General features: G+C 74.0%; 14 protein-coding genes. 6 read left to right on the top strand and 8 right to left on the bottom strand.

Annotated features, from left to right (window positions below):
* Nucleotides 1–12 precede the first annotated feature (12 nt).
* The 7 genes from BLU95_RS26040 to hrcA all read right to left on the bottom strand — a co-directional run bounded on the left by BLU95_RS26040 (nt 13) and on the right by hrcA (nt 9,284).
* Entirely contained in the window at nt 13–1,137 is a 1,125-nt protein-coding gene (locus BLU95_RS26040; RefSeq protein ID WP_093862110.1) for a PhoH family protein, read from the bottom strand.
* Between the two features lie 193 nt (nt 1,138–1,330).
* On the bottom strand, nt 1,331–2,251 hold the full coding sequence (locus BLU95_RS26035) for a ribonuclease Z (protein ID WP_093862109.1): 921 nt from the start codon (nt 2,249–2,251) through the stop codon (nt 1,331–1,333).
* A 3-nt stretch (nt 2,252–2,254) separates the two neighbouring features.
* Nucleotides 2,255–2,608 carry a histidine triad nucleotide-binding protein gene (locus BLU95_RS26030; RefSeq protein ID WP_093862108.1) on the bottom strand — a complete coding sequence of 118 codons (354 nt, stop codon included), beginning with the start codon at nt 2,606–2,608 and terminating at the stop codon, nt 2,255–2,257.
* Nucleotides 2,609–2,825: 217 nt separating this feature from the next.
* Nucleotides 2,826–6,068, bottom strand: a complete 3,243-nt coding sequence (locus tag BLU95_RS26025; RefSeq protein WP_093862107.1) for a S41 family peptidase — start codon at nt 6,066–6,068, stop codon at nt 2,826–2,828.
* Nucleotides 6,069–6,200: 132 nt separating this feature from the next.
* The gene (locus BLU95_RS26020) at nt 6,201–6,950 is read right to left on the bottom strand and encodes a 16S rRNA (uracil(1498)-N(3))-methyltransferase (protein ID WP_093862106.1); all 750 of its coding nucleotides are present in this window, start codon (nt 6,948–6,950) and stop codon (nt 6,201–6,203) included.
* 81 nt (nt 6,951–7,031) lie between these two features.
* Entirely contained in the window at nt 7,032–8,174 is a 1,143-nt protein-coding gene (gene dnaJ, locus BLU95_RS26015; protein WP_093862105.1) for a molecular chaperone DnaJ, read from the bottom strand.
* Nucleotides 8,175–8,249: 75 nt separating this feature from the next.
* Nucleotides 8,250–9,284 carry a heat-inducible transcriptional repressor HrcA gene (hrcA, locus tag BLU95_RS26010; protein WP_030395770.1) on the bottom strand — a complete coding sequence of 345 codons (1,035 nt, stop codon included), beginning with the start codon at nt 9,282–9,284 and terminating at the stop codon, nt 8,250–8,252.
* Nucleotides 9,285–9,557: 273 nt separating this feature from the next.
* Between hrcA and htpX the strand changes: the two genes are divergently transcribed.
* From htpX to BLU95_RS25980, 6 genes are all read left to right on the top strand, one after another.
* Nucleotides 9,558–10,478, top strand: a complete 921-nt coding sequence (htpX, locus tag BLU95_RS26005; protein WP_093862104.1) for a zinc metalloprotease HtpX — start codon at nt 9,558–9,560, stop codon at nt 10,476–10,478.
* Nucleotides 10,479–10,556: 78 nt separating this feature from the next.
* Nucleotides 10,557–11,144 carry a PspA-associated protein PspAB gene (pspAB, locus tag BLU95_RS26000; RefSeq protein ID WP_093862103.1) on the top strand — a complete coding sequence of 196 codons (588 nt, stop codon included), beginning with the start codon at nt 10,557–10,559 and terminating at the stop codon, nt 11,142–11,144.
* An 84-nt stretch (nt 11,145–11,228) separates the two neighbouring features.
* Nucleotides 11,229–12,008, top strand: coding sequence for a DUF2785 domain-containing protein (locus BLU95_RS25995; RefSeq protein ID WP_093862102.1), 780 nt, complete (start codon nt 11,229–11,231; stop codon nt 12,006–12,008).
* A 34-nt stretch (nt 12,009–12,042) separates the two neighbouring features.
* Complete coding sequence (locus BLU95_RS25990) at nt 12,043–12,870, top strand: DUF3097 domain-containing protein (RefSeq protein ID WP_093862101.1); 828 nt, start codon at nt 12,043–12,045, stop codon at nt 12,868–12,870.
* Between the two features lie 53 nt (nt 12,871–12,923).
* Nucleotides 12,924–13,160, top strand: a complete 237-nt coding sequence (locus BLU95_RS25985) for a type II toxin-antitoxin system VapB family antitoxin (protein ID WP_093862100.1) — start codon at nt 12,924–12,926, stop codon at nt 13,158–13,160.
* Nucleotides 13,157–13,561 (top strand): PIN domain nuclease, encoded by a 405-nt coding sequence (locus BLU95_RS25980; RefSeq protein WP_093862099.1) that lies wholly within the window; start codon nt 13,157–13,159, stop codon nt 13,559–13,561. Before BLU95_RS25985 ends, BLU95_RS25980 begins: the two co-directional genes overlap by 4 nt.
* 18 nt (nt 13,562–13,579) lie before the next feature.
* On the opposite strand, the gene BLU95_RS25975 is transcribed toward BLU95_RS25980, so the two are convergent.
* A complete protein-coding gene (locus tag BLU95_RS25975; RefSeq protein WP_093862098.1) occupies nt 13,580–14,137 on the bottom strand; it encodes a Uma2 family endonuclease in 558 nt (185 codons plus the stop codon).
* Between the last annotated feature and the right edge of the window lie 24 nt (nt 14,138–14,161).

Below are 14,161 nucleotides of genomic sequence, written 5' to 3'. Positions count from 1 at the left end.
CGGGCTGGTTACTCAGCTTTCGGTGCGATGGGACTGTCGGGGTGCGCGCGAGCCGCGCCGCTGGGCGGGCTTGACCGGGAGACGGCGCTCGTCGGTCTCCTGGGCCTCCTGGAGGGCGTCCCAGCGCTCGTACGCGTCCACGATCCGGCCGACCAGCTTGTGGCGGACCACGTCGGTGCTGGTGAGGACGGAGAAGTGGATGTCGGGCACGTCGACCAGGATCTCCTGGACGACCTTCAGGCCGCTGCGGGTGCCGCCGGGGAGGTCGATCTGGCTGGTGTCGCCGGTGACGACCACCCGGGAGTTGAACCCGAGGCGGGTGAGGAACATCTTCATCTGCTCGGGCGAGGTGTTCTGGGCCTCGTCGAGGATGATGAAGGCGTCGTTGAGGGTGCGGCCGCGCATGTAGGCGAGCGGCGCGACCTCGATCGTCCCGGCGGCCATCAGCCGCGGGATGGAGTCGGGGTCCATCATGTCGTGCAGCGCGTCGTACAGCGGCCGCAGGTACGGGTCGATCTTCTCGTAGAGGGTCCCGGGCAGGAAGCCGAGCCGCTCGCCCGCCTCGACGGCCGGGCGGGTCAGGATGATCCGGTTGACCTCCTTGGCCTGGAGGGCCTGGACGGCCTTGGCCATCGCGAGGTAGGTCTTGCCGGTGCCGGCCGGGCCGAGGCCGAAGACGATCGTGTGCTTGTCGATGGCGTCGACGTAGCGCTGCTGGTTGAGGGTCTTCGGACGGATGGTCCGGCCCCGGTTGGACAGGATGTTCGCGGTGAAGACCTTCGACGGCGCCGGGCTGTCCGGGTCGTCGACGCCGCTGCGGATCATGGCGATGGAACGCTCCACGGAGTCCTCCGTGAGGGGTTGGCCGGTGCGCAGCACCAGCATCATCTCGCTGAACAGCTGCTTGACGAGGGCGACCTCGGCGCGCTCGCCGGTCGCGGTCACCTCGTTGCCCCGGACGTGGATGTCGGCGGCGGGGAAGCCCTGCTCGATCACTCGCAGCAACGAGTCGGCGGCGCCGAGCAGGGTGACCATCGGATGCTTCTCGGGGATGACGATCCGGGCGCTGACGCGGCCGTCCTCGGCCGGTTCGGGGCGCGGCTGTCCGTTGGAACGGGTCTGCGATGTGTCACTCATAGGTCGGCGCTGGGGCCTGCCTCATCCCATCCGTGTCTCGTGTGCCGCTCGGTCCTTCCGGGGCACCAGGGTACGCCGCACACGTGATCGCTGCGGCGGGCGGCGGGGCCGCACCCGACGATGCTGCGGCAGATCGCCGGGCGGCGCGAGCGGTTTTCCACGCTGTTCACCACGGCTCCGACGGGTGGGCGCCTCACTTGTGCCGGGGCGGTACTGGTACCCGGGCGAGGTCCTCGGCAAGCACGATCGGCCCGTCGAAGTGCTTGCGGGCGTCGGCGAGGTGCTGGCCGAGGTCGGGGTAGCGCTGCGAGAAGTGGGTGAGCACCAGGGTGCGGACGCCCGCCTCGGCGGCGACCTTGGCGGCCTGCCCGGCGGTGAGGTGGCCGTGGTCCTCGGCCAGCCCGGCGTCCGCGTCGGAGAAGGTGGCCTCGACGACCAGCAGGTCGGCGCGCTCGGCGAGCTCGTACACGCCCTCGCAGAGCCGGGTGTCCATGACGAAGGCGAACCGCTGCCCGGGCCGGGGCTCGCTGACCTCCTCCAGGGTGACCCGCCGGCCGTCCGCCTCGATCTCGCCCCGGTGCTGGAGCCGGCCGGTGTCGGGGCCGGCGATGCCCAGGGCGGCCAGCCGTTCGGGCACCAGCCGGCGGCCGTCCGGCTCGCTCAGCCGGTAGCCGAAGGACTCGACCGGGTGCGAGAGCCGGACCGCCTCCAGCGCGAAGCGGGCGCCCGGCACGGGCAGCGGGCCCGGTTCCTCGATCGGGCGGGGCCGCAGCACCGCCGTCTCGTGGAAGGCGGTGGCGTGCCGCAGCCGCTCGAAGTACACCTCGCCGGAGGCCGGGAAGTAGATGTCCACCGGGTGCGGGACCCGGTCCAGGTTGATCCGCTGGATCACCCCGGCCAGGCCCAGGCTGTGGTCGCCGTGGAAGTGCGTGACGGCGATCCGGGTGAGCTGGGTGGCCGAGACCCCGGCGCGCAGCATCTGCCGCTGGGTCCCCTCGCCGGGGTCGAACAGCAGGCCCTCGCCGTCCCAGCGCAGCAGGTAGCCGTTGTGGTTGCGGTGCCGGGTCGGGACCTGGCTGGCGGTCCCGAGGACGACGAGTTCGCGCTGGGACACCGACTAGACCATGCGCTCGGTCATCGACGTGCCGCCGAGCACGTGGACGTGGGCGTGGAAGACGGTCTGGCCCGCGCCCGCGCCGGTGTTGAAGATCAGCCGGTAGTCCTCGAGGCCCTCGTCCGCGGCGACCCGGCCCGCCTCGGCGAGCAGCTCGCCGGCGACATCGGGCTCCGCGTCGGCCAACGCGGCCGCGTTCGGGTAGTGGGCGTGCGGGATCACCAGGACGTGCACCGGGGCCTTAGGGGCGATGTCGCGGAAGGCCAGGGTCCGGTCGGTCCTGCGGACCACGGTGGCCGGGATCTCGCCCGCCACGATCTTGCAGAACAGGCAGTCGGGCTGCGCCTCGCCGGCCATCGGGATCTCCTCGCGGGATGCTGGTGCTGGTCTGGTGGGAGCGTACGGCGGCATGCTAGCCGAGCCCCGCCGCCGCCCGCCGGTACTCGCGCGGGCGCTGCCCCCGCGGTACGCGCGGCGACGGCCGCCCCGGCCCCGCGGGACGCGCACGGCGACGGCCGCCCCGGCGGTGGGAGGACGGACCGCGGTCCGTCCTCCCACCGGCGCCGGACCGCCGCTACCGCTCCCAGGGCAGCGCCGGCGGGGTCCTGGCCGGCTGCTCGGCGAGCGCCGCCAGCGCGATCCGCACCCCCTCGGCGAGCTGCGGGTCCTCGCCCGCCGCCCAGGCGTGCGGCGGGAACGGCACCTCCACGTCCGGGTCCACCCCGTGGTTCTCCAGGCCCCAGCCGAGCCGCTCCGACCAGAACGCGTACTTGGGCTGGGTCACCAGGGTCCCGTCCACCAGCGAGTAGCGACTGTCGATGCCGATCACCCCGCCCCAGGTGCGGGTGCCGACGACCGGGCCGATGCCCAGCGCCTGGATCGCCGCGTTGACGATGTCGCCGTCCGAGCCCGAGTACTCGTCCGCCAGGGCGACGACCGGACCGCGCGGCGCGTACTCCGGGTACGGCGCGGGATTGGCGACGTCCCTGCCCACGCCCCAGCCGACGATCCGCCGCGCCAGCTTCTCCACCACCAGCTGCGAGGTGTGCCCGCCCCGGTTGCCCCGGATGTCGACGACCACGCCCTCCCTGGCCATCTCCGAGCGCAGGTCGCGGTGGATCTGCGCCCAGCCGGTGGTCTGCATGTCGGGGATGTGCAGATAGCCGAGCCGGCCGTCGGACAGCTCCCGGACGACGGCCCGCCGCCCGGCCACCCAGTCGTGGTAGCGCAGCGCCTCGTCGTCGGCGAGCGGGACGACCACCGGGTACCGCTGGTCGGTGCCGTCCTTGCCGGCCACCGTCAGCTCGACCGGCTGCCCGGCGGTGCCGGCCAGCAGGGGCGCCGGGCCGGTCACCGGGTCCACCGGACGGCCGTTGACCGCAAGCAGCGCGTCCCCGGGCCGGACCGCCGCGCCCGGGGCGGCCAGCGGCGAGTGCGCCCGGGGGTCGGAGGACTCCCCCGGCAGGATCCGCGCGACCCGCCACACCTCGCCGTCCCTGACCAGGTCCGCGCCGAGCAGGCCCTGCCGGCGGGCCGGCTCGGTGTGCACCCCGTGCGCCACCACGTACGCGTGGGAGGTGCCCAGCTCGCCGTGCACCTCCCAGAGCAGGTCCACCAGGTCGTCGTGCGAGCCGAGCCGCTCCACCAGCGGCCGGTAGCGGGCCAGCACCCCGGCCCAGTCCACCCCGCCGAGGTCGGGACGCCAGAAGTTGTCCCGCATCAGCCGGCCGTTCTCGTCGTACATCTGCCGCCACTCGGCCGCCGGGTCGACCGTCACTCGCAGCCGGTCCAGGTCGACGTCGATCTCGTCGTCCTCGCCGGACGCCTTGTGGTCGGCGGGCACGATCCGCAGCTCGCCCTCGTCCAGCACGGCGAGCCGGGTGCCGTCGCCGCTCACCGCGAACGCGTCCAGGCCGTCCACCAGCTGCTCCGCCCGGCGCTTGCGGAAGTCGAACCGCTCCAGGGTCGGCCGCGGGCGCTCGTCCTCCAGCGAGGCGGCCTCGTCGCCCAGCTCGCCGACCAGCGGCAGCCTGGTCCACAGCACGCCGTCCTTGGCCGCCCGCAGGACGCCGAAGCGGCCGCCCTCCACCGGGAACGGCACGATCCGGTCGGCGATGCCGTCCAGGTCGACCCGGGTCGCCGGCGGCACGTCGGCCGCGCCCTCGTCGCCGTCCGCCCGGCGGCCCTTCGGCTCGTCCTCCTCCCCGCCGGCCGTCCGGCCCGCCCGGCGCGGCCCGAACGGCGACGGCGTGTCGGCGGCCAGCGTGATCAGGTACGGGCGGCAGCCGTTGGGGAACGACAGGTCGAAGACGTGCGAGTCGTACACCGGGTCGAAGCTGCGCACCGACAGGAACGCCAGGTGCCGGCCGTCCGCGGTGAACGCCGGGGAGGTGTCGACGAACCGCTCCGGGGTCGCCTCGGAGACCGTCCGGGTGGCCAGGTTGGCCAGCACGATCCGGCGCAGCGACCACGCCCCGAGGGTCGGCTGCGACCAGGCCAGCCAGGCCGAGTCCGGGCTGAACGCCAGCCCGGAGACCTCGCCGTCGGTGCTGTGCGCCAGCTCGTGCACGGCGCCGTCGGCCAGGCCGACCAGCAGGACCCGGCCGTCGTGCGCGCCGACCGCGAGCTGCTTGCCGTCCGGGGAGACCAGCAGCGAGCGGACCCGGCCCAGCTGCCCGGCGGCGAGCCGGCGGCGCTCGGCGCCGAGCACCGCGGGGGCGTACTCGATCGCGTCCTCGCCCTCGGCGTCGGTCACCCAGACCACGCCCTGGGCGGCGTCCTCACCGGCCGGTCCCGGCACCACCCGGGCCAGCCGGCCGCGGACGCCCGGCGTCTCGTCCAGCACCCGGGCCGGTCCCTCCCGGTGGGTCAGCCAGTGCACGGAGCCGCGCACCACCACGGCCCCGGCCCGCCCGGTGCGGTCCGGGGCGGCACCCTCCAGCCAGTGCGCGGCGGACACCGGGCGGGGGCGGCGGCCGGTGCGCGGGCCGGCCGGGCGGACGTCCAGGCGGCGCGGCTCGGCGCCGTCGAGGTCCTCCAGCAGCCACAGGTCGCCGGCGCTGTGCCAGACCACCCGGCTCCCGTCGGTGGTGGCGGTGCGGGCGTAGAAGCCCTCCGGGGAGATGCCGTGCCGGCGCAGGTCGGAGCCGTCCGGGAGGCTGGAGTACAGCGCGCCGACACCCTCGTGGTCGGAGAGGAAGGCGATCCGCCCGCCCACCCACAGCGGCGACTCGATGTGCCCGGCCAGGTCCTCGTGGACGCGCTCGAAGCGGTCGGTGCCGATCCACAGCCGGCCGGTCCGGCCGCCCCGGTAGCGCTTCCACCAGGCCGGCTCGGTGGCGTAGGCGGAGACCAGCAGCACCCGGTCGCCGCCGGGCTCGAAGGCCAGCCCGCCGACCGGGCCGTACGGCAGCCGGGCCGCCTCGCCGCCGTCCAGCGGCACCGCCCGCGCCCAGGTGCGGCGCAGCGAGGCCTGCCCGGTGGCGGTGGTGGCGATCGGCCGGCCGTCGGCGGTCCAGCCGCGCAGCTGGGTCTGCGCGTCGCCCCAGTGGGTCAGTCGCCGGGACGGCCCGCCGTCCACCGGGGCCACGTGCACCTCCGGGGCGCCGTCCCGGGCGGAGGTGAAGGCGACGTGGCGGCCGTCCGGGGAGAACATCGGTCTGCGGACCGGACGGTGGTCGGCGGTCAGCCGCCAGGCCCGGCCGCCGTCCAGCGGGGCGAGCCACACGTCGTTCTCGGCCACGAAGGTGATCAGGTCGCCGTGCAGGTGCGGGTGGCGCAGGTAGGCGCCCTCGGGGGTGCTCTCGGGTTCGCTCACGCTCGCCACCCTAGGCAGGCGGGAGCGCGGCGCGCCCGCAGTTCGCGGTCCGCGAACCCCCACGGGGGACGCCGGTCCCGGGCCCGGCCGCCGGTGCCGGGCCCGGCGGCCCGTACGGCCCGGCGGCGGCCGTCAGGCCCAGCGGCCGGTGCGGCCCAGCAGCAGCGCGCCGGCCGCGACCCCGGCCGTGGAGGTGCGCAGCACCGAGGGGCCCAGCCGGAACGGCTTCGCGCCGTCCTCGGCGAAGGCGGCCAGCTCCTCCGGGGAGACGCCGCCCTCCGGGCCGACCACCAGCACCAGGTCCCCGGTGTCCGGCAGGACCGCCCCGGCCAGCGGCTCGGAGCCCTCCTCGTGCAGCACCGCGGCGAACGCGGCGCCGAGCAGCACCGGGGCCAGCTGCCGGGTCGTCATCACGTCGCGGACGACGGGGAAGCGCAGCCGCCGGGACTGCTTGCCGGCCTCGCGCGCGGTGGCCCGCCACTTGGCGAGCGCCTTGGCGCCGCGCTCGCCCTTCCACTGGGTGATGCAGCGCGAGGCCGCCCAGGGGATCACCACGTCCACGCCGACCTCGGTCATGGTCTCCACCGCCAGCTCGCCCCGGTCGCCCTTGGGCAGCGCCTGGACGACGACGATCCGCGGCGACGGCTCCGGCTCCCGGCGCACGGCCGTCACCGCCACGTCGATCGCGTCCTTGCCGTGCACCGCCGCGACGGTGCCGTCCGCGCCGAGGCCGAGGCCGTCCGTCAGGGTGACCGCCTCGCCCGGCTCCAGCCGCTTCACCGCGGCCGCGTGCCGGCCCTCCGGCCCGTCCAGGCGCACCGTCGCGCCCGGCGCGGCGGCGGCGATCCGCTCGGGGTCGGCGAAGAACACGGGCGCGGTCATGCGGGGAACCTCCGGGGTGGGAACGGGAACGGGAACGCGAAAGGGGTGCCGAGGAAGCCTCGGCACCCCCGCGCGGGACGGCTACCGGCCGTTGAAGGCGTCCTTCAGCCGGGAGAACAGCCCCTGCTGCCCGGGCGCGAACTGGCCGGACGGCCGCTCCTCGCCGCGCAGCACCGCCAGGCGGCGCAGCAGCTCCTCCTGCTCGGCGTCGAGCTTGGTGGGCGTCTGCACCTCGACATGCACTATCAGGTCACCGCGGCCGCCGCCGCGCAGGTGGGTGATGCCGCGGCCGTGCAGCGGGATCGACTGGCCGGACTGGGTGCCGGGCCGGATGTCGACCTCCTCGATCCCGTCCAGGGTCTGCAGCGGCACCTGGGTGCCGAGCGAGGCCGCCGTCATCGGGATGGTGACCGTGCAGTGCAGGTCGTCGCCGCGCCGCTGGAAGGTCGGGTGGCTGGTCTCGGCGATCTCGACGTAGAGGTCGCCGGCCGGGCCGCCGCCGGGGCCGACCTCGCCCTCGCCGGCCAGCTGGATCCGGGTGCCGTTGTCGACCCCGGCCGGGATCTTGACGGTCAGGGTGCGCCGGGCGCGGACCCGGCCGTCGCCGGCGCACTCCGGGCACGGGGTCGGCACGACGGTGCCGAAGCCCTGGCACTGCGGGCAGGGGCGCGAGGTCATGACCTGGCCCAGGAAGGACCGGGTGACCTGGGAGACCTCGCCCTTGCCGCGGCACATGTCGCAGGTCTGCGCGGAGGTGCCGGGCGCGGCGCCCTCGCCGCTGCAGGTGGTGCAGGTGACGGCGGTGTCGACCTGGAGTTCCTTGGTGGTGCCGAACGCGGCCTCCTCCAGGGTGATCTCCAGCCGGATCATGGCGTCCTGGCCGCGCCTGGTCCGGGAGCGCGGTCCGCGCTGGCCGGAGGCGGCGCCGAAGAAGGCGTCCATGATGTCGGAGAAGCCGAAGCCCGCCGCGCCCGCGCCGAAGCCGCCCGCGCCGCCCCCGCCGTTCGGCGAGAGCGGGTCGCCGCCGAGGTCGTAGACCTGGCGCTTCTGCGGGTCGGAGAGCACCTCGTAGGCGGCGTTGATCTCCTTGAACCGCTCCTGCGTCTTCGGGTCCGGGTTGACGTCCGGGTGCAGTTCGCGTGCCAGGCGCCGGAACGCCTTCTTGATCTCGTCCTGCCCCGCATCCCGTCGGACGCCGAGTACCGCGTAGTAGTCCGTGGCCACCAAATGCTCCGCTTGTTCCGCCTGTGTGAGTGCTTGCGACTTCGGGCGCCGTCAGCTGTCCGACGACGACCGTTCCTACGACTCGGCCAGAATCTGGCCCACGTACCGTGCCACCGCTCGCACCGCCCCCATTGTGCCCGGGTAGTCCATCCGGGTCGGACCGATCACCCCCAGTTTGGCCACGCTCTCGTCGCCCGAACCGTAACCGACCGAGACGACCGAGGTGGAATTCAGCCCTTCGTAGGCGTTCTCCCGCCCGATCCGGACCGTCATCCCGGCGTCCGCGGTCTCACCCAGGAGGCGGAGCAGGACGACCTGCTCCTCCAGTGCCTCCAGCACCGGCTGGATGGTCAGCGGGAAGTCGTGGCCGAAGCGGGTCAGGTTGGCCGTGCCGGCCAGCATGATCCGCTCCTCGCGCTGCTCGGCGAGGGTCTCGAAGAGCGTCGCCAGCACCGTGGACACGGTCGGCCGGTCGGCCGCCTCGAACTGCGCGGGCAGCTCCTCCAGCAGCCCCGGGACGTCCGGGAGCCGCTGTCCGGCGGCCCGGGCGTTGATCCGGCCCCGGAGGTCCGCCAGCACGGTCTCGCCGACCGTACCCGGGCAGTCCACCAACCGCTGCTCGACGCGGCCGGTGTTCATGATCAGCACCAGCATCACCTTGGCCGGGGCCAGCGCCACCAGCTCGATGTGCCGCACCGTGGAGCGGCTCAGCGAGGGGTACTGCACCACCGCGACCTGGCGGGTCAGCTGGGCGAGCAGCCGCACCGTGCGGGCGACCACGTCGTCGAGGTCCACCGCGCCGTCGAGGAAGTGCCGGATCGCCCGCCGCTCGGGCGCGCTCATCGGCTTGACCTCGGCCAGCTTGTCGACGAACAGCCGGTAGCCCTTGTCGGTGGGGATCCGCCCGGCGCTGGTGTGCGGCTGGTGGATGTACCCCTCCTCCTCCAGCGCCGCCATGTCGTTGCGGACGGTCGCCGGGGAGACCCCGAGGTTGTGCCGCTCGACCAGGGCCTTGGAGCCGACCGGCTCCTCGGTGCCCACGTAGTCCTGGACGATCGCGCGAAGCACCGCGAGTTTGCGGTCGTCGAGCTGGCGGACCTCACCGGCCATGGGCACGCACCTCCGTCTTCACGCGTTGTCCGTTGTGACACACCGTCGTGGCATGTGTCCGTGTTCGAGCTGTCCGGTCCGACCCCGAGGGGCCCGGCCTTGGCACTCTGAACACACGAGTGCCAGAACCGTACCTGCCAGTGTAAGGCCCGGGTCCGACGGCAGGAACGGCCCGGCCGGGGTGATCCTGCCCGCAGTCCGCGGCGCGCGGGTGATGCCGCGGGGCCCGCCCGGTGGCAGCATCGGAAGCGGACGGCGAACGGAGGAGCAGAGATGTCGAGCTCGGGCCAGCACACCCGCTTCGCCCCCGACCGCGGCCTGACCGGCCGCATGGTGGGGACGATGTTCCTGATCGGGCTGCTGTACGTGGGATTCACCGGTCTGCTGATCGTGCTGCTGCGCGGCGCCTGGCCGATCGTCGTGCTGATCTCGGGCGGCCTGTTCGTCGCCCAGTTCTGGTTCAGCGACCGCATCACCGAACGGGCGATGGGCGCCCACCGGGTCACCCCGGAGCAGTACCCGCAGCTGCACGGCGCCGTCGACCGGCTCTGCGCGCTCGCCGACATGCCCAAACCCCGGGTGGCGGTCGCCGACAACGACATGCCGAACGCCTTCGCCACCGGCCGCAACCCGCAGAACGCGGTGGTCTGCGTGACCACCGGCCTGCTGCGCCGGCTGGAACCCGAGGAGCTGGAGGGCGTGCTCGCCCACGAGCTGTCCCACGTCGCCCACCGCGACGTCGCCGTGATGACGGTGGCCGGCTTCCTGGGCGTACTGGCCGGCGCGATGACCCGGATCGCCGTGTACGGCGGCTTCATGGGCGGCGGGCGCAACAACAACGACTCCAACGCCGCGATCGCCGCCCTGGTGATCCCGCTGGTGTCGATCGCCGTCTACGCGATCAGCTTCCTGCTGACCCGGCTGCTCTCCCGCTACCGGGAGCTGGCCGCCGACCGGGCCGCCGCCCAGCTCACCGGGCGGCCCAGCGCGCTCGCCTCGGCGCTCACCAAGGTGACCGGCCAGATCGCCGCCATCCCGACCCGGGACCTGCGCCAGTCGCAGGCCTACAACGCGTTCTACTTCGCGCCGGCCCTCAGCGCCCGGGAGGCCGCCACCCAGCTGTTCTCCACCCACCCGTCGCTGGAGCAGCGACTGGCCCAGCTGGCGAAGATCTCCTCCGACCTCGGCCGCTGAGCCGCCCGTCGCCCACGCCGCTCCCATCCCTCCCCGCACCGCACCGCACCGCACCGTTCTCCGACCGGAAGGACCGCCGTGGGCATCCTGGACACGCTGTTCGGCCGCACCAAGCCCGTCAAGCCCGACCTCGACCAGCTGTTCGGCGTACCGTCCGCCGCCCTCACCCTGGAGGCCGCGGCCGGCTTCCGGCCCACCGGACTCGGCTCGGTCTGCTTCGCCTCCGTCGAGGGCGGCGCCTTCGACGAGGTCGAACGGCAGGTCCGGGCCCTGCTCGACGCCGACACCGAACGCGGCGGCGTCCCCGTCGAGGCCTCCCGGGACTCCTACGGCTACTCCTGGCTGCTCGCCCGGCACGAACCCGGCGAACTGCCCGCACTGGTCAACGACCTGCACGCGGTCAACAGCGAACTCGAGGCGCACGGCTTCGGCCCCCAGCTGCTCTGCTCCCTGGTCGGCTTCCGCGACGCCGACGGGCGGCGGCCGCTCGCCCTCGTCTACCTGTACAAACGCGGCACCTTCTACCCGTTCGCACCGATGCCCGGCGGCGGCGAGAAGCGCGACAACCCGCTGGAGCTGGAGGTCAACGCGATGCTCGGCAACGACCTGCGGCTGGAGAAGGACCTCACCCGCTGGTTCCCGGTCTGGGGCGCGCCGGGCCTGTGAACCGGGGGCCACCGGGCCGGCGGTGCCGCCCCCGGGCCCGGAAATCCGGTGGCCCACCGGCGCCCCCGCCCCTAGGGTCCGCCCGTGATCAACTGGACCGCTCTCGAATCCGCCGCCCCCACCCCCGACACCCTCGCCGCCGTCAGCGCCGCACTGCGCTCGCCCGACCCGCACGTCCGCGACAGCCTCGCCTACGAGCAGTTGTGCCGCTGGGTACCGCAGCTCACCCCCGCCGAGCGCCTCGCGCTCGGCGACGAGATGGCCGAACGCCTCACCGACCCCGAGATCCAGGCCCGCACCTTCGCCCCGCTGATCCTCGCCGACCTCGCCGACCTCGGCACCCACCGCCCGGCCTGGCTGGACGCCTTCGCCCGCTGGTACACCGGCGAGAGCGACCTGCGCGGCTTCGACCCGGAACTCGGCTGGCTGCACGCGGTGGCGCACGGCGCCGACTACCTGGCCGCCCTCGGCCGCGGCCCGCTGCTCGCCGACCCGACCCCGCTGCTGGACCTGGTCGCCGCCCGGCTGCTCGCCCCCACCGACCACGTACTGGACGCCATGGAGGACGACCGGCTCGGCCGCGCCGTCGCCCAGATCCTCACCCGCCCGGAGCTGACCGAGCGCCAGGCCCTCGGCTGGCTCGACCCGATCGCCGCCCAGCCGCCGCGCCGGCCCTCCGCGACCACCGGCGCCGTGCCCGCCGTCGTCTCCAACACCCTGCGCACCCTGCGGGCCGTCTACGTGCTCGCCGACCGGGGCGTGCGCACGGAGCGCGGCGGCGCGCCGGTGCCGCTGCCGCACTCCGCCGCCCTGCGCGCGCGGATCGCCGAGCTGCTGGTGGTGAACTCGCCGTTCACCGGCTGACGGCCCGTGGGCTCCGGGAAATAGACTCCGGGGAATGCGCAGCCGCCAGTACGGACCCGACCTGACCCCGCCGTGGAAGAAGCAGGCGCCCGCCCCCGAAGTGCCCGCCGAGCGGGACCTCGTGGTCGAGGAGGCCGCGTCCGGCTTCTGCGGGGCGGTGGTGCGCTGCGAGAAGACCGCCGAGGGCCACACCGTCACCCTGGAGGACCGGTTCGGCAAGCACCGGGTGTTCCCGCTGGTCCCGCGCGGCTTCCTGCTGGAGGGCCGGACGGTCACCCTGGTCCGCCCCTCGGGCCCCGCCCCGGCCCGCACCCCCGCGCGCACCGCCTCCGGCTCGGTCGCCGTCCCCGGCGCCCGCGCCCGGGTCGCCCGCGAGTCGCGGATCTACGTCGAGGGCCGGCACGACGCCGAGCTGGTGGAGCGGGTCTGGGGCGACGACCTGCGGATCGAGGGCGTGGTCGTCGAGTACCTGGAGGGCGTCGACGACCTGCCCGCGATCGTCGCCGAGTTCGCCCCCGGCCCGGAGCGCCGCCTCGGCGTGCTGGTCGACCACCTGCTCCCGGGCACCAAGGAGCACCGCATCGCGGCCCGGGTCACCGGCCCGCACGTCCTGGTCGTCGGCCACCCCTACATCGACGTCTGGCAGGCCGTGAAGCCCTCCTCCGTCGGCATCCCGGCCTGGCCCGCGGTCCCCCGGGGCGAGGACTGGAAGACCGGCACCTGCCGCCGCCTGGGCTGGCCCGAGGACACCCCGGCGGCGTGGAAACGCATCCTGTCGAAGGTGAACTCCTTCAAGGACCTGGAGCCCGAGCTGCTGGGCCGGGTCGAGGAGCTGATCGACTTCGTGGCCCTGCCAGAGTGACACCCCGGCGTATATCCTTTTCTCCAACCGGATATACGCCGCTGGAGGTCACCATGTCCCGCACCGTGATCGACCTGGACGACGAGGCACTGGCCGATGCCGCCCGCTACCTCGGCACCACCACCAAGAAGGACACCGTCAACGCCGCCCTGCGGGAGATAGCGGACCGCCGACGCCGGACCGCGGCGCTGGCCCGGATGCGGGAAATGGTCGCCGAGGGCGAGATCGACTTCTCGGTCATCGGCTACCCCGACGACATTTCGGGCGCGTCCGGAAGGCCGGCCGCGTGACCGAGGAGTTCCTGATCGACACCAGCGCGCTGGTCCGGCTGATGCGCGGCCAGGCCGGAGCGGCTTGGGACGAGGCGGTGACGGCGGGACTGGTACTGCTCTGCGAACCGGTACGCCAGGAGTACCTGCGTGCGGTGGGCGGCCGAGCCGCGTACTTCGAGGCGACCGGCCTGCTGCGGGAGCTCTTCCCGTACCAGCACCTGCACGACAGCGCCTGGCAGGACGCCGCCGAACTGCAGGAGCGGCTCGCCCAGTCGGGTGCCCACCAGTGCGCGAGTCCGGTGGACCTGCTGGTCGCCGTCACCGCCGCCCGCCACAAGCTCACGGTGCTGCACCAGGACGCCGACTTCGAGACGACGGCCCGGTTGACCGGGCAGCCCGTCCGCCGGATCGACCAGTAGCGCCGGGCCCCGGCCGGGTCAGGAGTAGGGCTGGAACTCCGTGGTGTCGAGCACGACACCCAGCAGGTCGAGCGGCACGGGCTCGCCGAACTTGGTGGTCCGCTCGGCCACGTAGTCGGGCAACCCCGAGGCACTCGCCCGGGCCGGCTCGGTCAGCAGCACGCACACGCCCTTGATCGGATCGATGATGAGGTACACGGGAATCGCACCCTCGGCGTACAGCTCCCGCTTGGTCCGGTAGTCGCGGAACACACTGGTCTTGGAGACCACCTCGACCACCAGCGTCACCACTGACGCGGGCAACAGCCGCCCGGATTCCTCGACCGCCCCGCGTTCGAACACGACCAGGTCCGGCTGCGGCTCGCTGGCCGCACCGACGAAGGCCACGTCCTGCGTGGTCAGCGCGTTCCAGCGGTCATAGGGCGTCTGATGCTGGATAGCGCGAATGATGAGGTTGTGGACCATGTCAGGCCCCGCCATCATCACGATTTCCCCCCTGATGAGCTCCGCCTTGAAGCCTTCCGGGACCTCCAGGTTCTCGAAGATCCCAGTCATCCGGTCATCGATGGCGGTCATTGCGCGCTCCCTCCGACGGCTGAC

It is taken from the genome of Streptomyces sp. TLI_053 (assembly GCF_900105395.1).
Lineage (GTDB): Bacteria > Actinomycetota > Actinomycetes > Streptomycetales > Streptomycetaceae > Kitasatospora.
Note: the sequence above shows the minus strand (reverse complement) of the source record. Positions and strands in the feature narration are given on the sequence as shown.